The organism is Shewanella putrefaciens (genome assembly GCF_016406325.1).
Taxonomy (GTDB): domain Bacteria; phylum Pseudomonadota; class Gammaproteobacteria; order Enterobacterales; family Shewanellaceae; genus Shewanella; species Shewanella putrefaciens.
The window spans coordinates 3,788,719-3,807,415 of sequence record NZ_CP066370.1; the positions used below are offsets into that span (position 1 = coordinate 3,788,719).

General features: G+C 44.3%; 18 protein-coding genes. 8 read left to right on the forward strand and 10 right to left on the reverse strand.

Going from position 1 to position 18,697, the window contains the following annotated elements:
- The first annotated feature begins 179 nt into the window (after nucleotides 1–179).
- Together JEZ96_RS16855 and JEZ96_RS16860 are read left to right on the forward strand one after the other, a co-directional pair.
- On the forward strand, nucleotides 180–1,847 hold the full coding sequence (locus tag JEZ96_RS16855) for an FAD-binding protein (protein ID WP_025008142.1): 1,668 nt from the start codon (nucleotides 180–182) through the stop codon (nucleotides 1,845–1,847).
- 68 nt (nucleotides 1,848–1,915) lie between these two features.
- Nucleotides 1,916–2,266 (forward strand): cytochrome c3 family protein, encoded by a 351-nt coding sequence (locus tag JEZ96_RS16860; protein ID WP_011920028.1) that lies wholly within the window; start codon nucleotides 1,916–1,918, stop codon nucleotides 2,264–2,266.
- Between the two features lie 333 nt (nucleotides 2,267–2,599).
- Here JEZ96_RS16860 and JEZ96_RS16865 read toward each other — a convergent pair whose 3' ends face one another.
- The 3 genes from JEZ96_RS16865 to JEZ96_RS16875 form a co-directional block, all read right to left on the reverse strand.
- Nucleotides 2,600–2,815 (reverse strand): hypothetical protein, encoded by a 216-nt coding sequence (locus JEZ96_RS16865; protein ID WP_025008141.1) that lies wholly within the window; start codon nucleotides 2,813–2,815, stop codon nucleotides 2,600–2,602.
- A 322-nt stretch (nucleotides 2,816–3,137) separates the two neighbouring features.
- Nucleotides 3,138–4,112 (reverse strand): sensor domain-containing diguanylate cyclase, encoded by a 975-nt coding sequence (locus JEZ96_RS16870; RefSeq protein ID WP_011787936.1) that lies wholly within the window; start codon nucleotides 4,110–4,112, stop codon nucleotides 3,138–3,140.
- A 163-nt stretch (nucleotides 4,113–4,275) separates the two neighbouring features.
- Nucleotides 4,276–4,611 carry an FKBP-type peptidyl-prolyl cis-trans isomerase gene (locus tag JEZ96_RS16875; protein ID WP_115016976.1) on the reverse strand — a complete coding sequence of 112 codons (336 nt, stop codon included), beginning with the start codon at nucleotides 4,609–4,611 and terminating at the stop codon, nucleotides 4,276–4,278.
- A gap of 238 nt (nucleotides 4,612–4,849) precedes the next feature.
- Here JEZ96_RS16875 and trxC point away from each other — a divergent pair, with 238 nt between their 5' ends.
- Complete coding sequence (gene trxC / locus JEZ96_RS16880; protein WP_082786007.1) at nucleotides 4,850–5,272, forward strand: thioredoxin TrxC; 423 nt, start codon at nucleotides 4,850–4,852, stop codon at nucleotides 5,270–5,272.
- Between the two features lie 78 nt (nucleotides 5,273–5,350).
- On the opposite strand, the gene JEZ96_RS16885 is transcribed toward trxC, so the two are convergent.
- Entirely contained in the window at nucleotides 5,351–6,751 is a 1,401-nt protein-coding gene (locus JEZ96_RS16885) for a DASS family sodium-coupled anion symporter (RefSeq protein WP_011787933.1), read from the reverse strand.
- A gap of 592 nt (nucleotides 6,752–7,343) precedes the next feature.
- Between JEZ96_RS16885 and JEZ96_RS16890 the strand changes: the two genes are divergently transcribed.
- Nucleotides 7,344–8,510, forward strand: coding sequence for an MFS transporter (locus JEZ96_RS16890; protein ID WP_011787932.1), 1,167 nt, complete (start codon nucleotides 7,344–7,346; stop codon nucleotides 8,508–8,510).
- A gap of 76 nt (nucleotides 8,511–8,586) precedes the next feature.
- Here the strand turns inward: JEZ96_RS16890 and JEZ96_RS16895 are convergent, their stop codons facing one another.
- The 3 genes from JEZ96_RS16895 to JEZ96_RS16905 are packed head-to-tail and all read right to left on the reverse strand — an operon-like array spanning nucleotide 8,587 to nucleotide 10,769.
- Nucleotides 8,587–10,212: a PepSY-associated TM helix domain-containing protein gene (locus tag JEZ96_RS16895; RefSeq protein ID WP_011787931.1), complete on the reverse strand. Its 1,626-nt coding sequence runs from the start codon at nucleotides 10,210–10,212 to the stop codon at nucleotides 8,587–8,589.
- Nucleotides 10,213–10,217: 5 nt separating this feature from the next.
- Complete coding sequence (locus JEZ96_RS16900; RefSeq protein WP_011787930.1) at nucleotides 10,218–10,508, reverse strand: hypothetical protein; 291 nt, start codon at nucleotides 10,506–10,508, stop codon at nucleotides 10,218–10,220.
- A gap of 3 nt (nucleotides 10,509–10,511) precedes the next feature.
- Nucleotides 10,512–10,769, reverse strand: coding sequence for a hypothetical protein (locus JEZ96_RS16905; protein ID WP_011787929.1), 258 nt, complete (start codon nucleotides 10,767–10,769; stop codon nucleotides 10,512–10,514).
- 401 nt (nucleotides 10,770–11,170) lie between these two features.
- Here JEZ96_RS16905 and JEZ96_RS16910 point away from each other — a divergent pair, with 401 nt between their 5' ends.
- Nucleotides 11,171–12,058 (forward strand): prohibitin family protein, encoded by an 888-nt coding sequence (locus JEZ96_RS16910; RefSeq protein WP_011787928.1) that lies wholly within the window; start codon nucleotides 11,171–11,173, stop codon nucleotides 12,056–12,058.
- A gap of 118 nt (nucleotides 12,059–12,176) precedes the next feature.
- Here the strand turns inward: JEZ96_RS16910 and JEZ96_RS16915 are convergent, their stop codons facing one another.
- Together JEZ96_RS16915 and zntR are read right to left on the reverse strand one after the other, a co-directional pair.
- Nucleotides 12,177–13,664 (reverse strand): permease, encoded by a 1,488-nt coding sequence (locus tag JEZ96_RS16915; protein WP_011787927.1) that lies wholly within the window; start codon nucleotides 13,662–13,664, stop codon nucleotides 12,177–12,179.
- Nucleotides 13,665–13,666: 2 nt separating this feature from the next.
- Entirely contained in the window at nucleotides 13,667–14,137 is a 471-nt protein-coding gene (gene zntR, locus JEZ96_RS16920) for a Zn(2+)-responsive transcriptional regulator (RefSeq protein ID WP_011787926.1), read from the reverse strand.
- A gap of 337 nt (nucleotides 14,138–14,474) precedes the next feature.
- Between zntR and purH the strand changes: the two genes are divergently transcribed.
- The 3 genes from purH (at nucleotide 14,475) to JEZ96_RS16935 (ending at nucleotide 17,886) form a co-directional block, all read left to right on the forward strand.
- Nucleotides 14,475–16,106 carry a bifunctional phosphoribosylaminoimidazolecarboxamide formyltransferase/IMP cyclohydrolase gene (gene purH, locus JEZ96_RS16925; protein WP_198779823.1) on the forward strand — a complete coding sequence of 544 codons (1,632 nt, stop codon included), beginning with the start codon at nucleotides 14,475–14,477 and terminating at the stop codon, nucleotides 16,104–16,106.
- Nucleotides 16,107–16,176: 70 nt separating this feature from the next.
- Nucleotides 16,177–17,475 (forward strand): phosphoribosylamine--glycine ligase, encoded by a 1,299-nt coding sequence (purD, locus tag JEZ96_RS16930; protein WP_011787924.1) that lies wholly within the window; start codon nucleotides 16,177–16,179, stop codon nucleotides 17,473–17,475.
- A 183-nt stretch (nucleotides 17,476–17,658) separates the two neighbouring features.
- On the forward strand, nucleotides 17,659–17,886 hold the full coding sequence (locus JEZ96_RS16935; RefSeq protein WP_011787923.1) for a hypothetical protein: 228 nt from the start codon (nucleotides 17,659–17,661) through the stop codon (nucleotides 17,884–17,886).
- A gap of 3 nt (nucleotides 17,887–17,889) precedes the next feature.
- Here JEZ96_RS16935 and JEZ96_RS16940 read toward each other — a convergent pair whose 3' ends face one another.
- Nucleotides 17,890–18,693, reverse strand: coding sequence for an SDR family oxidoreductase (locus JEZ96_RS16940; protein ID WP_011787922.1), 804 nt, complete (start codon nucleotides 18,691–18,693; stop codon nucleotides 17,890–17,892).
- Nucleotides 18,694–18,697: the final 4 nt, after the last annotated feature.

Here is an 18,697-nt window from a genome sequence, read left to right on the forward strand (position 1 = left end):
TTTGGTTTATGGTCATATGTCATACATTTAAAGGTATGTTGTTAACGAGTGAGAATTTCATCACTGTCACACAACAGCACTTTTAGGTTTTAAAGAAAGAAAACATATGTGGTTATAAATAGATCCAGTGTCGTTGTTAGGGAGGAACTCTTTAGCAATGAGGGCCAAAGGAGTATTAAATGAGTAAAGAATCGAAAGAAATTGATCAGTACACTGCTAGCGTCCTTCAAAACGGTATATCTCGAAGAAGTTTTCTGACTCGAGCAGCAGTCGGAAGCGGTAGTTTAGCCTTTGCTGGTCTTGGTATTGGTTCTGCTAGCGCTGCACCACTCCAAGTGGGGACTGAATATGGTGAGATTGGTGGTGCAACATTAAACTTCCTACCTAAACCAAAACCTATTGCAGACAAAGACATAGCAACAACACAAACCTTTGATGTCGTTGTTGTTGGTGCAGGGGCTTCTGGTGTACCCGCGGCACTTTCAGCAAGAGAAAGTGGCGCCACTGTAGCATGTTTGCAAAAGCAAGCCATTCCAGTTTCTCAAGGAAACACAGGATCAGGGATCGATCTCAAAAACAGTGATAAATCTGCAATCGAAGCCTTAGTTAGCCGTTTAATGGCTGATAACGCCCACCGTTCTCATCCTGGCCTGTTAAGACAATGGGCGTATAACTCTGGTGAAGCTATCAATTGGGTGATGGACCGAATGAAGCAAGGTGGCGGCCAAGTTGTAGACCAAGGAACAAAAGTACAACACGGTATTCGCGGTATTGCTGATGAAGGCGATCGTCTAAGCTTTGTCACTTCTTTCTGTGGCCCTAAACCCTATACCACGGGTGATGCTATCCGTGCACTCGCCAAAACAGCCGAAAAAGCAGGCGTTAAATTCTTCTTTAATACGCCAGCACAACAGTTAATCCAAGACGAATCAGGGAAAGTCATTGGAGTTATAGCTCAGACTCGTGATGGTAAGTATCACAAATACATGGCTAAGAAAGGCGTTATTCTGTCATCAGGTGACTATCAAAATAACAAAGCTATGTGTGACTTTTTTATTCCTGAACTGAAAAATTTTGAACGTAAACAAATGGATCGTACTGGTGATGGTTTTGCCATGGCCTATTGGGCGGGCGGTGTTATCGAACCCGTTGGTCACACCAAAATGTTGCATGACTTCGATGCTGGTCCAGCCTCCATGTGTGACATGCCATTCTTAGCGGTTAACCGCAAAGGTGAGCGATTCGTTAATGAAAAAGTTGAAATGTCACTAATGAATAACTATCTGAAAGATGAGCAGAACGCTGGTCATTACTCTCAGGTATTTGATTCAGACTATATGACGCAAGCGAAGGATTGGCCTGGTCGCCTCTACTCTCCTGAAGAACTTAAAATTTACATGCCAGACGTTCCTGGTGAAAAAACAGGGGTATTCCCCTCTTTGATCAACACCCATTCTGCTAACACCTTAGAAGAATTGGCCGTGAAGCTGGAATGCGATCCAAAAACCTTTGTTGCTAACGTGAATCGCTATAACGAACTGTGCAAAAAAGGTAAGGATGAAGATTTCGGTAAACCTGCAAGCAAAATGGTGCCAGTCGTCAAACCGCCATTCTACGGTATTCACCGCCGTATGCGCATTTCCACTTTGTGCTCAGGAATTCTTGTTAACGAAAACCATCAAGTGCTTGATGCTGATGGTAAAGAAATTCCTGGTTTATTCATTGTTGGCAACCTCGGAGCCGGCTTCTATGGTGGTGTTGACTACCCATTAACCGTATTCGGTTTGTCTTTGGGTCGCTGCTATACCTTTGGTTACTTAGCTGGCAAGTATGTAGCAAAACTATAGAACGCAAAGTCATCAATAATGGATGCCTTATATTTTGGCATCCAGTAAATGAATAATGGGATCAAACAATGAAAAACGTAACGATTATATTTGCTCTTGTTTTGGGCATTTTTGCTGGCAGCGCAATAGCTAAAGAGAAAGAGAGTGTTTTACTCGATCAAACTCATATCGCGAAAGGAGTGAAATGTGCAAGTTGCCATGGTGCAGAAGAGCGACAAGCAGTATCAATGCTTAAATGTGTGCAATGTCACAACACTAAAAAGTTAGCGGAAAAAACGGCGGACGTGAAACCCACCAATCCCCATAAAAATCGCCACTTTGACACCGAAACTGACTGTAGTAAATGCCACCATATACACAAGAAATCTGAAAACTATTGTGTCAGCTGTCATCAACCATTTAACTTTGTAACACCATAAGTTAATAACACGACGAAATGATCAACCCCTGAAAACCACCTTTTATAGGTGGTTTTTATTATAAAAACTTAATATTTAAACAATGATATTAAGATTAAACTAATATTCACCACCAACTGACTATATGTTTCTCATGTTGAATCACATAAAAGATCGGATAAAGTATGAAACATTATAAAGTGAAGAAAGATTAGATAATATCGAGAGGTGTATGGATAGAATAGTATTTGAAAAACAAAGAGAAAGACAACATCTAAGAGTTAAAAACCATAGTCATTTATAAAATATTATTAAACTATTATTGTCACAAATGACTACCCGCTATATTAACCGCTAATATATTGGCACCAACTTCTTAAATAAAGTGACACATTCTTCAATAAGTTCAAGCGACACAGGTTGTTCAAACACACTCAACATCTTAGTGTGCTCGTTATCATCACGAAAAATTTCGACTATAAGCTTATCATCAATATAAAACTCAACACCAATTCCATTACGAATAACATCATCGCTTATAATCAGTGCTTTTAAATTTTTACCAGACATGTTAACGACATTCCTTAGGAATACTAAAATAGGGTATTACTGCCTTACAATGTAAATAAGTGAAACTTATCGCCATATACTGTGAATATTTTATTTTACCATAATCATAAAAAAACCACACTGAGATCGGCACTGTTCATTAAAAATATTTTTATCTCATGGAATTACACCAAGCATAATGTATTGTCACAACATTTTATTAGGTGATTTAGTGATGGATTAACAATACGAAAATATAATATTAATAACATTACAGAATATTATATAAAAAGTGCATCTAATAATTTAACTTGACAAAAAATCGAGCCAGAAAATATTTCTACTAAATAATCTTCCTATAGAAACAGTACCCATTCTTACCTTGACGTTTAACATCATACATTGCCATATCTGCACGCTCACAACTGTCAGTAAAACTGTCGCCATCTCCAAAAATATCGATACCAATACTCAGACCGATCTCTACTTCAAGCCCATCTAACAAAAAACGCTGTCGATAAACATCAAGCAATGATTGGGCAAGTTGAGTCAAAGAAGCAATCTCCGATGAAGGATGCAAGATCACAAACTCATCACCACCAAATCTTGCTATCTGTGCATACTCCCCTGCATGCAACACTAAGGTATTCGCTACATGTATCAGTAAGCTATCGCCAAACTTATGTCCATGGCGATCATTTAATGCTTTAAATCCATCAAGATCGATAAATAGTAATGCTCCACCAGCATCAGACAATAACAATTCATCAAAGGCTTTAGTAATGGCTTGGCGATTCAACAAATTGGTTAATGGATCACTGTGGGCCAGTTGCGCTAACCCCATTTCATAACGTTTCTCTTGGGTGATATCGATATGGCTGCCCATCATTCGCAGTGGTGTTCCATCGGCTAAGCGCTCAACAATTCGACCACGATCAGAGACCCAAGTGACGCTGCCATCTTTATGCAACATTCGGTACACTGCCTGATAATAATCAGACTTGCCGCTGACGTGATCTTCGAAGACTTGTATAACCCACGCTTTATCTTCTGGGTGTAATTTACTTTTCCAGATATCAACATGGGCAGCCAACTCTTCTGGACTAAACCCGAGCATTTCCCCCCAGCGCATATTGAATATAGTTAAATTTCCACTTGGAATATGCTGCTCCCAGAGACACAAACCATTACCATCAAGCGCTGCAAATAGCTTTTCTTCTGCACGATAATTCAATGCCGATAAATGGGCATTTTCGCTTTTTAGCTGAGCAATTTCTGCTTGAAGTTGCTGAATTAACGCTGTGGTATCCGAATCCACGAGAATATTTTCCTTAATTCGTCATTCCCGCGAAGGCGGAAATCCACTGATGAGATAAATGCTATTTCAGTGTAAAACACTCTTTGTAGTAATACATCGAAAGCGAGTACAACAAAAGTAGCAATTTCCCTCAGCGTTGCCACACTAACGAATCAAGTGTCTTTTAGTCGCGCGTTAGCACCTCAAGCAATTCGATTTCAAAAATAAGATTTGAATGAGGTTTGATATGTGCCCCCACTTGACGCTCACCATAGGCAAGGTGGGCAGGTACTAACAACTTACGTTTTCCCCCAATTTTCATGCCCATAATACCTTGATCCCAACCTTTAATAACACGGCCAGTACCAATAACACACTGAAATGCTTGTCCACGATCATAGGACGAATCAAATTGAGTGCCATCTTCTAAAAAGCCGCGGTATTGGGTGGTGATCAGTGCACCTTTTACTGCCTCTTTACCCTCACCAACGACTAGATCTATTACTTCTAATTCCGTCATTTTTTCGCTCTCTTTTCTTTTGCGTACTTCACTGATTACGCGATAGTCACTTGGCACCGGATTTTATCATCGACGCTCACGCTTGTCGGCGCTATTGCAGCATTTTGGCTGAAAATGCACACTCATGCCATCCTTCATCACAAGGACACGGTTGGTGATTACATCAACACCCCCTTTAAATATCCGCCCATTAGCCCAATATATGAAACATACAGACGTTTTATTTTGGAGCTTTGCCATGATTATTGCTTGCCCCCATTGCGATACGTTAAACCGCGTTCCCAGTGAGCGCTTAAACCAGCATCCGACTTGCGGTAAATGTAAGCTCAGTGTCTTTACAGCAGCACCAATTGAACTCACTAGCGCAAACTTTACCAATCATGTCACTAAATCTGAACTTCCCCTTGTTGTCGATTTTTGGGCAAGCTGGTGTGGGCCCTGTAAAAGTTTTGCTCCCATATTTTCTGAGGCAGCTAAAACGTGGGAACCTCAATTTCGGTTCGGAAAAATTAATACTGAACAGCAACAATCCCTCGCGGCTCAGTTTAATATTCGCTCTATTCCAACCTTAATGATTTTCAAGCAGGGGCATATACTCGCCCAACAAGCTGGGGCTTTGCCAAAATCGGCTTTCGATCAATGGTTAACAAGTTATCGCTAATATCCATAAATATCGTCCATAAAAATACCCAGCTAAGCGCTGGGTATTTTATTGTACATATAAGACTAGATAACGACGTTATACATCCCAGAAGGTATGGGCGATAATCCCTAATACAATCATACTGATAAAGTTAATTATCATACCCACCCGCACCATTTCTGATTGCTTAATATGACCAGAGCCATACACGATAGCATTGGGTGGCGTCGCAACAGGCAGCATAAAAGCACAGGAAGCAGCGATACCAATCAAGACAGATAACATCACAGGGGATACACCTAACGCCTCTGCAATAGCGGCAAAAACAGGCACTAACAGTGCAGCACTCGCCGTATTACTGGCAAATTCCGTTAACATCACCACGAAAGCGATTACCGCAAAAACGAATAATGACATATGGGTGCTGCCAAAAATATCCGTCATCCAGTGCGCTAAAAAGACACTCGTTCCCGTGGTTTTAAGCACGGCACTTAAGGTTAAACCGCCACCAAAGAGAATTAATACACCCCAATCGGTTGTCGATTCAATCTTCTTCCAACCAACCAATCCTAAGCCTGAGAGTAAAACAACGGCTCCCAAGGCGACTATGGTATCAAACTGAGAGATGCCCCCTAACGCCTTGGCTAAAGGCACACTGAAAATCCAGCAACATACAGTCGCAAGGAAGATAAGAAGGGTAAATTTACCTTGGAAAGTGAGCTGTTGATCTTCAAGATTAAGATCGCATTTCACCGATAGATCTGGCTTAAAGTACCAGTACAAAGCAATCAACATCATCGGCATCATCAGAATCACGGTTGGAATACCAAACTTTAACCAATCACTAAAACTCAACCCTGCCTGAGCGGCTGCAATCGCATTCGGAGGGCTACCAACCAAAGTGCCAATTCCACCGATGTTGGCCGAGTAAGCGATACCAAGCAGTAAAAATACGTAAGTGTTGTGGTATTTGTCGCGATCTAACTGCTGCAAAATCCCTAAGGCTAGCGGTAACATCATCGCTGCTGTCGCAGTGTTACTTATCCACATAGATAATAATGCTGTCACACCAAATAACATCAAACAAGCTATGCTGAGTTTCCCCTTTGAGGCTAGCAACAGCTTTTGTGCGATTAAGGTATCAATTTTTTGATGATGCAAAGCCGCGGCCAACACGAAACCACCAAAAAATAAATAAATAATAGGGTTAGCAAAATTACTCATGGCCTCTTGGGTTTGAAATACCCCAAAAAACACAGCAAGTATAGGGACTAAAATCGCTGTAATGCTGATATGAATAGCTTCTGTTAGCCACAGAACTGCCGCAAATACCAGAATGGCTAGCCCAGTATTGACTCCTTGCTCGAAGGGTAAACCATAGTAGAGTGCAAATAATAGGATGATATCAATCGCTAAAATCAGCATTTTTTTCTTATCTAGCCCCGCTGTTGCAGGTGTCTTATTTGGTGGAACTGTAGTTGATTGCGTTAAAGACATGGTTACAACCTTAATACCATTACATTTGGGTGTAAATTTATGGCATAGATCACACACGACAAAGCGCTTTATTTTGTAGCTTTATCACATCAAAACAACAAACTTTGTCGATAAAAATCGCAAAAAAGCCATTTACGCGACAAAAATCACCAAATACTGATCTGAAGTTGTGTTTTTAATTTTCAAACGCATAAATATCGAGCAAATGCTTATGGGTGTTGTAATTGAATAAATATTTTAAACTGTGACACTAATCACACTTTGATTTTTTAGCAAGGTGATAACCAACGAAATTAATTATCCCTTCTGGCAACTTACAAGTTGTAGGGGAGTTATTGTCCACTAAACCAAGTTTGGCGTTAAATTGAATGGGAATACTGCTGATCATGCACTAAAAACGGCTTCTCAGTTGAAAAAACGGACTATCAATACAGCATTATTTCAAAAAAATAACATCAAACCCTCAATATCTATATGAATAGTAAACACAAATATTATTGACCAACACAGTTAATCTAACTCACTTTACCCTGATAAGAATAAATCCTAAAGTCGCGACCTTAAACACTGTCAGTTGTCTTTGGTGCATTTAGTGGAAAATATTGTTTTAAACCAATCAACCCAAAAGAACAGCTTATTTGTCCCTGTGGCAGGTTTAAGTTTGTTTGCATTGGCATCTGGGTATTTGATGAGTTTGATCCCATTGTCGCTCACCTTTTTTGAGCTCAATACTTCACTTGCCCCATTACTTGCCAGTATTTTTTATTTGGGTTTGTTGTTGGGTGCACCTTGCATTGCTCCCATTGTCGCCCGTATCGGCCACAGTAAAGCCTTTATCCTTTTTTTGAATATCCTGCTTTGCAGCGTTGTCGCTATGATCTTAATCCCTCAAAGTGGCGTCTGGTTAGCCTCTCGACTCGTGGCTGGGTTTGCCGTAGCGGGGGTGTTTGTCGTTGTTGAATCATGGCTCTTAATGGCTGATACCCAAAAGCAACGCGCTAAACGGCTCGGACTTTATATGACGGCACTCTATGGCGGCACAGCCATAGGACAATTAGCTATAGATTATTTAGGTACGGCAGGGAATCTCCCCTATTTAGTCATCATGGGATTATTAGCGGCAGCCAGTTTACCCGCATTACTGGTCAAACGAGGGCAACCTATCGCAAGTGAGCAACAGTCGATGTCACTGTCTGGACTAAGAAATTTAAGCCAACCTGCCATTGTGGGATGTTTAGTTTCCGGATTATTACTCGGCCCTATCTATGGTTTACTACCTATCTATGTAGCAATAGATATGGCACTTGATCGACAAACAGGGCTATTTATGGCCCTCATCATCCTAGGCGGGATGCTAGTACAACCCTTAGTGAGTTATTTATCGCCTCGAGTCAATAAAAGTGGCTTGATAATGGGCTTTTGTCTGCTGGGCACCGCCGCATTATTTCTGCTGACTCAGTATTCAAATATGAGTTTAATCATTGGGTTTCTACTGCTTGGTGCCAGTGCATTTGCCCTTTACCCTATTGCGATCAGTTTAGCTTGTGATGACTTGCCAGCAAGCCAGATCGTTTCAGCGACTCAAGTGATGCTGCTGAGTTATTCAATAGGTTCTGTGATAGGCCCATTAGCTGCCAGCGGCTTTGGACAAATGGAGTATGGTTTACTCATTTATTTGGGCATATGTTGCGTTCTAACCAGTAGTTACCTTTTTGCTCAATTGGTCATAAACACTAAACCCCGTTTTTCCTCCCTATAATGTTTTTAACTTCCTTACGAATATAATGTTGCTTGGGGCTCGCACCATAGCGAGCCCCTCTCCTATACCGATTTAATTACTGTGCTTGTTGACTAAGCTCATTTTCAACTAAAGATTGCTTAACAGGTAATGCCCAAACACTATCCTGAGGGCCATGCAGCGCACGTTGACGAGTTAATCGATAACCATAAAAGAACACAGCACTAAAGGCTAAAGCGACTAAATCAACACCTAGCGTTGCCATGGAATAAGGCGCCCATAGACCCAGTTGTGGAAATACAAATGCCAATAACGAAGTGAATGGCATCGCGAATGTAGCAATAGCACAGAGCGGCAAAATAAGTAGCGCAGCCCGTGCAGCACCCCGCCAAAAAGCGTAGGCCACTAAAAGCACAAAAACCGAATAATAGGCTGATAAATAAACATAATTGATATTACTAAAATAGGAATAAACCCATTTACCCAGCAGCATGCTGACCGCGAGCGCAGCGACCGATCCTAAACAAATCCCAACGGTAGCACTTGCCATCAACCGACTCGCATGGGACTGCTCAGCGGCTTGTTTTTTACGGCGTTTTTCAAGCCAAAGTAAATTACCGCTATAAAACAAAAATGCCCCACTTAAGCCTAAAAAGAAATATACCCAGCGCCCAAGATCACCACCAAAACTACCAAAATGTAATCCAAAAAAGACTGCCACAGTCCGCGACCAAATCCCCTCTTCGCTCGGATCAAAAGTACTATTGGATACTGTCAGGGTATAAGGATGCATATAGAGGTAATCAGTCACTGGTCCACGCATAAAGCCGTTAGGGTTGTACAAACCTAAGCGTAAAGTGGCACGGGGATTATCCAGATTCATATAGGTCATTTCATTGACTTGGTATTCGGGTGCGAGTTGCTTAACTTTCGTTAGCACAGTTTCAATACGCGGTAACTCGGTCAAAGAATAGAGAGTACGATCAGGTGCAGGTATCGCAAATAGGGGCTTATCTCCATAGACGAGGTGTTTTAAACCATCATAAAGCTGATCGTGAAAAGCAAACACAATCACAGTTAAACTGATCACTAAGTGAAAAGGTAAGCTCGTGATACCGATAAGATTATGCACATCAAGCCAAAAGCGGTTTTCGCCCTTGTTTTTACGCAGCGCAAAAAAGGTTTTAGTCAGGCTAGGTAAAAGAAAGATCACACCAGAAACTAATGCCAAGAAATACAAAAATGCGGCGACACCAAGTACATAGACACCCGCCTGGTCATGACCAACCTCACCCGCAATGCCTGCTGTACGGTGCAATTGGTCAACAAGTTCCGCTAACTCGCTTGGGGTACTCAATTGGGTCAACAATTGCCCTTGTTCATCTAAACTGGCATGCCAAATTTGGTTACTCATACTTAGCTCACGTTCAGAGCCTTGCTGATACCACGTCATAGGCGATTGATGTTCATCATGTAAACTCAGGCGGAACCCTGTCTTAGCCTTATCATCCCGGGCTAGCACTTGAGTGACTAAATCATCCAGTTTTTCAGTGGGAACCTGAGGTAAAGTCAATGCTGGAGGCGTAGACCAAGCCTCAATCGCCCCCTTAAACATAGTGAGAGCACCAGCATAAAAACCGATAAACAACACTATTCCAGCAATAATCCCTGTCCAAGTATGGATGGATTGATAGATCCGTAACACATCACTACGTACTTTCATCCTGATCACCTAAAACTATACAAAGTTACATAAACCAGAATGTTAAATAGGCCTAAATACCCAACAGCCCGCCAACCGGTTCTAAATAAAAAGCTAAAACTAACAATCAATAACCATATAGGAGAGATCAGCCACATATTGAATTGCACTTTCACGGCGGCATCGATACCACCAGGGCCAAACCATGCAAACAGACCGACTAAACCTAACGCTAAGGTAAATCCTAAGATCAATCCTGCTAGGGTTTTAGTCCACCAATCAGGCTGTAATTTTTCCGAGTCACTTAAGCGGGCCATTTCCTATTTCCTATTCAAAATCAATGATAAAAATGGCACTAAACCCATCAGTAATATAAACAGAGCCAACCAAGTGAAAATTGCAGAACTTAAGGTAAACAAACTCAACCACCCCACAAGACAGCTAAGCGATACAGCATAGGCCAAATAACGCCAAGGGCGCTTCGGGAGAGATTGATTTAGAAGTGCTTGTTGCTTATTACTCAGATAAAACAGTAAACAGGCAAGCACACTAGCCAACACTAAAATAAGCTGCAACACGCGATTAATTCCTTAAAAAACTTGCGACTGACAACCCACATTAGACCACTGTCAAATAAACCAATGTGATTGACTAGATAGACAGCCATTGGCTTAGATAAGTAAGTACTAACATGATGAAATTCATGGGTAAATCTATTTAATCCGCGCGATACTAACTTTATTGATAACAATTCGCAATACCATTTACACTTTAAGAGATGACTCTGTAATTGCCATCACATTAAACCGTTTTGTAATGAGATTATTGCTACAAATACACCTTTAAGTTACATTTTCTTGCAAAAGCATAATCATTCGAAAATATCAAAAAAACCTTAGTTTGCGCCAATAAATACCCATTGGAACAAATTCATTGGAATATTAAGCTAAATACATCACTTACAAGCAAAGGAAGCTAAATGATTAAAAATGAACTGAACTTACCTAGTACTATAAATCTCACCAAAATAATTCCTATCCTTATTCTGTTAATCCTATTTATCTCATTATTCGGGAGTTGGTACACAGTCGATCAGGGTGAACGAGGTGTGGTGCTTCGCAACGGTAAAATTATTGGTACCGCAGAGCCTGGACTAGGATTTAAAATTCCACTCATTGATACTGTGGTCAAAATATCGACTCAAACCCATACCACTAGCTATACCTCACTACAGGCCTATAGTCGCGATCAACAACCTGCGACACTGAATGCATCCGTGACCTTTAGCGTCCCACCAGACAAAGTAGAAGAAGTGTACGCTAACTTCAAAAGTATCGATGCCATGGTTGCACGTTTGCTTGATCGCCAAGTACCTACCCAAGTGGAAAATATTTTTGGTAAATACACCGCAATCTCCGTGGTACAGGAACGGATAAAGTTTGGTATTGATGTCACCAATGCCATCACTAATTCGGTCAAAGGCCCAGTAGAAATCACCTCAGTACAGATTGAGAATATCGATTTTTCAAATGCCTATGAAAAATCCGTTGAAGACAGGATGCGCGCTGAAGTAGAAGTACAAACTCAGCTACAGAATCTTGAAAAAGAGCGCGTGAGCGCGCAAATTGCTGTGACTCAAGCACAGGCCGAAGCCGACTCACAATTAGCTCGCGCTAAAGCCGAAGCGGAAAGTATCCGCATAAAAGGTGATGCCGAAGCCTCTGCCATTAAGAGCCGCGCCGAAGCACTGGCACAGAATCAAAACTTAGTTGAACTGACCAAGGCGGAAAAGTGGGACGGTAAGTTGCCAACCACTATGCTGCCGACCGGTACACTGCCGTTTATCGACGCCAAGAAAGCCAACTAATACCAGTAAGTTGGCAAATCAAACCCATAAAAAATCCCCTGTGTTAGCAATAACACTGGGGATTTTTTATTATCAGCGGAAAATTAAGCGCTGATGTTAAAGGATAATATGATTCAGATTAAGAACAGCAATCGCTGCGACGTAGCCAACTACGGGGAATTTTCTCAAATACGACTTTAGCCATTAACAATGCAAGGACTATTCCCGATATGGCAACCAACCACTCAGGCAACATCTGATGTTCTTCACCAATTTGCGGCATCACCACAAAGCCAAAAGTATCAACCAGATAATTGACTAACATACCCGCAACTAGAGCCACGCCAAGTACGCCGCCAAGATATCCCCACAGCGCACGTTTACCAAGCTCTTTACCAACCACCCCCAAAGTCGCAATATTGGTTGCGGGGCCCGCCATCATAAACACTAAAACTGCGCCCGGTGACACGCCAGCCAGTAATAATCCAGCAGCAATCGGTGTCGATGCAGTGGCACAAATGTACATAGGCACTGAAACCAACACCATCACCAGCATCGCCAGGATACCATCGCCCCATTTCGCCAAAAAGTCAGCGGGCACATAGGTTTGTACTAAGGCCGCAAAGAATAAGCCCACTAATAACCATAATGTGGTATCACGCACTAAATCCGTTGCCGCATATTTAAGGCCAATACCGACACGGCTTAATACCGATTCAGACTTCAACTCAGTCGCCATATCTTGGGTTGATGCGCAGCAGCTTTCGCCATCAGGCTTGTCATTCGTTTGCGCGCTTGCACTGCCGCAGCAGGCGCCTTTTTTCACTACGACTATTTGTTCAGACTCTGTGGTTTGGCTGCCACAGCATGAACCCGCGCTTTTTGCTTTAGCAGCGTTAACCTTGACCACAGAACCCATAGTCTGAACAGATCCCATGGTTTGACCGCCAACAGCCATAACACTTGAAGACCCCGCCATTAAGCTCGGTGCCGCCATAGGCGTCATTTTGATCTTCGGCTTTGGCTCGGCTGCAGGTGCATCAACACCGTCATTACCACAGCAGGAAGACTTTACGGGCGTTATCGCAGGCGTAGTCGATGAGCAGCAGCTTTTAACCGCTTCGGCTTGTACCATCTCTGGCTGAGCCACTGATTTTGAGGCGCAGCAAGACGCCACACCCTCTAATGGCTTATCTGATTGAGTTTCTACCTTAACCACTGACTTGCTATCGTCATCATCACGGCCAACCAATAAACCCGCGACAATGGCGCTAGTGATCGCCGCAATTGGGCGCACTATCGCCATAAAAGGGCCGAGTAACACGTAGGAAACGGTCACCGAATCGACGCCCGTTTCAGGGGTGGAGACTAAAAAGGAAGTCGTTGCCGCCTTAGATGCCCCTGAGCGGCGCAGCCCGACAGCCGCGGGGATAACGCCGCAGGAACACAGAGGTAAAGGCGCGCCCAATAACGCTGCCTTTACCACGGTTTTAAAACCATGTCCGCCGAGCTGTTTTTGCATCCACGCCATAGGCACAAATACTTTTAATAACCCCGCCAAAATCAAGCCCAGTAACAACCAAGGCGCAGAGTCTAAAAACAGATCGATAAAATTCTTCAGTAACATAATTAATTCCCTGACTTTTCTAGGGTTGTGGTGCAATCTGCACCATGATCATGCTCAACGCGTACTCGCTCGGTACTCGACTCCAGCGCTTCTAAAATCGAACAGTGTTCGGCGCTACGCGGCCCGCCACAGCAGGCATCCGACAGGCTCTGCAAACTGGTTTGAAAATGCAGTAACTCGGCAATCTTAACCTGCACCTGCGCCAACTTGAGGTCGACCATGCCTTTTACATCGGCACAAGCCCAGTTGGACTTGTCAAGATCGATAGACAACAGCTCGCTAATTTCACTCAAGGTAAAACCCACAGCCTTCGCCCGCAGGATAAAACGCAGCCGCGCAGCATCTGCCTCGGTATACACGCGATAACCAGACTCAGTGCGGCTCGAAGGCGCGAGTAGGCCGTGCTTCTCGTAAAACCTCAGCGTATCGGCCTTAACCTCACATAAATCGGCCAGCTCACCAATTCGATACATAGCTTTATCCTTTGCAAAGTTGACCTTAAGTTAACAATCTCAACTCAATAGGCGGAGTATAAACCTTGGAGCCTACTCCAAGGTCAAGGGGTATTTTTAATTTATACCGCACTCAGAAACCACTCCACTTTGTTCTGATATGAATATTGTGAAATCACGCAGAAAAAACACCCGTAAATGCCGTTTTACGGTAGAATACGCGCGCCGTGATGAAGGGATAAAAAGTTAGCGAATAACGCAAATAGGACCAAGGGGCTTTTGGAAAGCGGTACAGCACTAAGGCTGTTCTGTTTTCCGAAAGATCCTTGAAACTAAAATAACTGGACCCTGTACCCAAATGACTGCTGCAAATAATGCCAGACCCATTCGTCGCGCGCTGTTAAGCGTTTCAGATAAAACCGGAATTCTCGAGTTCGCCAAAGCACTTCACGCCCAAGGTGTAGAATTGTTATCGACTGGCGGCACCGCTCGCCTGTTAGCGGATAACGGCGTGCCTGTTATCGAAGTATCTGATTACACAGGACACCCTGAGATCATGGACGGTCGCGTTAAGACGCTGCACCCTAAAGTGCACGGCGGCATTTTAGCGCGCCGCGGTCTTGATGAAAGCGTGATGGCCGACAACAATATCAATGCCATCGATCTGGTTGCGGTTAACCTTTATCCCTTCGCTGAAACGGTCGCTAAAGCTGGTTGTACCTTAGAAGACGCTATCGAAAATATCGATATTGGCGGTCCAACTATGGTGCGCGCGGCGGCGAAAAACCATAAAGATGTGACTATCGTGGTGAATGCGGCCGATTACTCACGCGTTCTGGCTGAAATGACGACTAACAATGGCAGCACCACCCATGCGACGCGTTTTGATTTAGCGATTGCCGCCTTTGAGCACACTGCGGGTTACGATGGTATGATCGCCAACTACTTCGGCACTATGGTTCCAATGCATAGGGTTCCAGCCCACAGCACGGACGAATGTTTCGAAGACTCCCTATCCGTTGATGGCTCAAAGTTCCCACGCACCTTCAACACTCAATTAGTGAAGAAACAAGATTTACGCTATGGCGAAAACAGCCATCAAAAAGCGGCTTTCTATGTTGACACTAAAATTGATGAAGCTTCTGTGGCTACCGCGATTCAGTTGCAAGGCAAAGCCTTGTCTTACAACAACATTGCCGATACTGATGCGGCCCTTGAGTGTGTAAAAGAGTTCAGTGAGCCCGCCTGCGTTATCGTTAAACACGCTAACCCTTGTGGTGTCGCACTCGGTAAAGACCTGCTGGACGCCTACAACCGCGCCTATCAAACTGACCCAACATCTGCTTTTGGCGGCATTATCGCCTTCAACGGCGAATTAGATGCCGAGACGGCCAGCGCTATCGTTGAGCGTCAATTCGTTGAAGTGATTATCGCCCCAAGCGTCAGCCAAGCGGCGCGCGATGTGATTGCGAAAAAGACCAACGTGCGTTTATTGGAATGTGGTCAGTGGAACACTAAGACCCAAACCTTAGACTACAAACGCGTTAACGGCGGCTTGTTAGTGCAAGATCGCGACCAAGGCATGGTTGGCTTAGACGACATTAAAGTCGTGACTAAGCGTCAACCCACAGAGAGTGAACTGAAAGACTTAATGTTCTGCTGGAAAGTGGCGAAGTTCGTTAAATCTAACGCCATCGTTTATGCCAAAGACGGCATGACTATCGGTGTCGGCGCTGGCCAAATGAGCCGCGTTTACAGCGCTAAAATCGCCGGCATCAAGGCCGCCGATGAAGGGCTAGAAGTGGTCAACTCAGTGATGGCCTCCGATGCCTTCTTCCCCTTCCGCGACGGTATCGATGCCGCTGCGGCGGCAGGCATTAGCTGCATCATTCAACCGGGTGGCTCAATGCGCGATGCTGAAATCATCGCTGCTGCAGACGAGCACGGCATGGCTATGGTGATGACAGGCATGCGCCACTTCCGTCATTGATAACAACTTAAATCAAACTTGGCCCTAGCGATTAGGGCCTTTTCCTTTGCGATATGTGGGAGTTTTAACCATGAAAGTGTTAATCATTGGTGGCGGCGGCCGCGAACATGCCCTAGCTTGGAAAGCCGCTCAATCGGCTCAAGTTGATACCGTTTATGTAGCACCGGGCAATGCGGGTACAGCCCTAGAACCTAATGTAGAGAATCTGGCCATCAGCGCCACCGACATCCCTGCTCTGCTCGATTTTGCCAAAACTAATCAGATTGAACTGACCATAGTCGGCCCTGAAGCGCCGCTCGTTATCGGTGTCGTCGATGCCTTCAACGCCGCAGGTTTAGCGATTTTTGGCCCAACTAAGGCGGCAGCGCAGCTTGAAGGTTCAAAAGCTTTCACTAAAGACTTTTTAGCCCGCCACAATATTCCAACGGCGGGTTATAAAAACTGCACTGAGATCAGCGATGCCAAAGCCTTCGTGCGTGAATTAACCGCCACCACTGGCTACCCTGTCGTCATCAAAGCCGACGGCTTAGCCGCGGGCAAAGGCGTGATCATTGCCCAAGACCAAGCCGAAGCCGATGCCGCTATCGATGACATGCTCGCCGGCAACAAGTTTGGCGAAGCGGGTTCGCGCGTGGTCATTGAAGAATTCCTTAAAGGTGAAGAAGCCAGCTTTATCGTCATGGTCGATGGTAAAAACATTCTGCCCATGGCCACCAGCCAAGATCATAAGGCCCGCGATAATGCCGACCATGGTCCAAATACCGGCGGCATGGGCGCTTACTCGCCAGCACCTGTGGTAACTCAAGCGGTACACGATTGGACTGTGGCCAACGTCATTCGCCCAACGGTTGATGGTATGGCGGCTGAAGGCAATGTCTACACAGGCTTCCTGTATGCGGGTTTGATGATAGCGCCCGATGGCAGTGCCAAAGTGCTCGAGTACAACTGCCGCTTCGGCGATCCCGAAACTCAGCCGATTATGATGCGCTTAAAGTCTGATTTAGTGGAACTTTGTTTAGCCGCCACCCGTGGCGAACTCGATAAAGTGACTGCCGAATACGACGAGCGTGCGGCCGTGGGGGTGGTATTAGCCGCAGGCGGTTATCCCGATGAGTATCGCAAAGGCGATGTGATCGACGGTTTAAGCCTTGGCGATAACAACGGCAAAGTCTTCCATGCGGGTACTGAGATGAAAGACGGCCATGTAGTCACTAATGGCGGCCGCGTATTGTGTGCAACAGCATTGGGTAATACAGTTACCGAAGCACAAAAAGCGGCCTATCTATTGGTCGATGAAATCCACTGGGATGATGTGTATTTCCGCACCGATATTGGCTACCGTGCCATTGCCCGTGAACAGCAGGGCTAGCAGTTAATCGACTTTAGCGCTGAATGAGAGCCGACTGTATATGTCGGCTTTTTTATCTCCAAATGATGGCTGTGAGCCGTTTAATTTTCACCCAAATGTGAACCAGAGCACACTCATAGAAGCGGATGGCGCGCAGTATCTAAGGTCTTGTTTCTCTTAGAATCAAAATAATGGGGTTAATATATGAGTTTTTCGATAAAAGATCTGATTTATCAAGGTGAAAAATCCGGTGTGCATAACTGGCAGACTCTCGAAGGTATGAGTTACTACTGGCACCCTGACTGGTTACATATTGCAGAAGATATGACAGGCCATAAGGCAACTGCAGCTATCGATATCAATGGGGAAAAGGCAACGCAAAGTGAGGCTGAACAAGCCATAGTCCAGCACCTTAATAACCGCGATAAATAGGTACTAACGCCCAGAAGCGATAGCCTTACGGGCAATTTTATCGATTATCCCTGGGGCTATCAACTTAAGCCAACGGCCAACACGGCCACGTAAGGATGTGATCAACAATCGATCTCGGGCGGTAATCACAGGCAGCATCATTTCAGCACATTGCTGCGCGGAGAGAATTTTTGATTCTTGCATGGGGGATTTGCCTAAGGGTTTACCTTTACCATCAAGCGCACGTTTGTGAATTTCTGACACAACAAAATCAGGACAAATTACCGTCACAGCGACGTTATCATCCGCTAATTCAATCCGTAAAGAATCGAAAAAACCAATCACAGCATGTTTAGAGGCAGCATAACCGCTACGAGTGGGAACGCCCGTCAAACCAGCCAAAGACGCGACTACAACTATTTGACCTTGACGAGACTTTAAATAGGGTAAGGCAGCATGGGTTAAGTAAACCGGACCAAGGTAATTCACCCTCATAATATCTTCAAGAACAGAGAGTTGGGTTAGTTCATCGAAGCGTGACCACATGGTCATACCTGCATTATTGATCAAGATATCAAGGTGCCCATAATGGGCTATGGAGGCAGTGATTAACGCTTCGCATTGTTCTTGGCTAGCGACATCAGCGGCAAAGACAAAGGGAGCTGGGCCATAATTGGCAATGTCTAAGGCGAGTGAGGCAAGCCGTATTTCATTGCGCGCACTCAGTACAAGTTGGCAACCGACACGGGCTAATGCCACCGCAAGGGCTCTACCTATTCCTTCAGAGGCGCCTGTAATAATGACGACTTTTCCAGTGAGTCCATCCATAACA

What these genes read in the sequence shown, in the direction of transcription:
- JEZ96_RS16915 (WP_011787927.1), bottom strand. Translation starts at nt 13,664, where the DNA reads ATGTTACTGAAGAATTTTATCGATCTGTTTTTAGACTCTGCGCCTTGG.
- trxC (WP_082786007.1), top strand. Translation starts at nt 4,850, where the DNA reads ATGATTATTGCTTGCCCCCATTGCGATACGTTAAACCGCGTTCCCAGT.
- JEZ96_RS16865 (WP_025008141.1), bottom strand. Translation starts at nt 2,815, where the DNA reads ATGTCTGGTAAAAATTTAAAAGCACTGATTATAAGCGATGATGTTATT.
- JEZ96_RS16935 (WP_011787923.1), top strand. Translation starts at nt 17,659, where the DNA reads ATGAGTTTTTCGATAAAAGATCTGATTTATCAAGGTGAAAAATCCGGT.
- JEZ96_RS16900 (WP_011787930.1), bottom strand. Translation starts at nt 10,508, where the DNA reads ATGGCCCGCTTAAGTGACTCGGAAAAATTACAGCCTGATTGGTGGACT.
- JEZ96_RS16910 (WP_011787928.1), top strand. Translation starts at nt 11,171, where the DNA reads ATGATTAAAAATGAACTGAACTTACCTAGTACTATAAATCTCACCAAA.
- JEZ96_RS16895 (WP_011787931.1), bottom strand. Translation starts at nt 10,212, where the DNA reads ATGAAAGTACGTAGTGATGTGTTACGGATCTATCAATCCATCCATACT.
- zntR (WP_011787926.1), bottom strand. Translation starts at nt 14,137, where the DNA reads ATGTATCGAATTGGTGAGCTGGCCGATTTATGTGAGGTTAAGGCCGAT.
- purH (WP_198779823.1), top strand. Translation starts at nt 14,475, where the DNA reads ATGACTGCTGCAAATAATGCCAGACCCATTCGTCGCGCGCTGTTAAGC.
- JEZ96_RS16860 (WP_011920028.1), top strand. Translation starts at nt 1,916, where the DNA reads ATGAAAAACGTAACGATTATATTTGCTCTTGTTTTGGGCATTTTTGCT.
- purD (WP_011787924.1), top strand. Translation starts at nt 16,177, where the DNA reads ATGAAAGTGTTAATCATTGGTGGCGGCGGCCGCGAACATGCCCTAGCT.
- JEZ96_RS16885 (WP_011787933.1), bottom strand. Translation starts at nt 6,751, where the DNA reads ATGTCTTTAACGCAATCAACTACAGTTCCACCAAATAAGACACCTGCA.
- JEZ96_RS16875 (WP_115016976.1), bottom strand. Translation starts at nt 4,611, where the DNA reads ATGACGGAATTAGAAGTAATAGATCTAGTCGTTGGTGAGGGTAAAGAG.
- JEZ96_RS16940 (WP_011787922.1), bottom strand. Translation starts at nt 18,693, where the DNA reads ATGGATGGACTCACTGGAAAAGTCGTCATTATTACAGGCGCCTCTGAA.
- JEZ96_RS16855 (WP_025008142.1), top strand. Translation starts at nt 180, where the DNA reads ATGAGTAAAGAATCGAAAGAAATTGATCAGTACACTGCTAGCGTCCTT.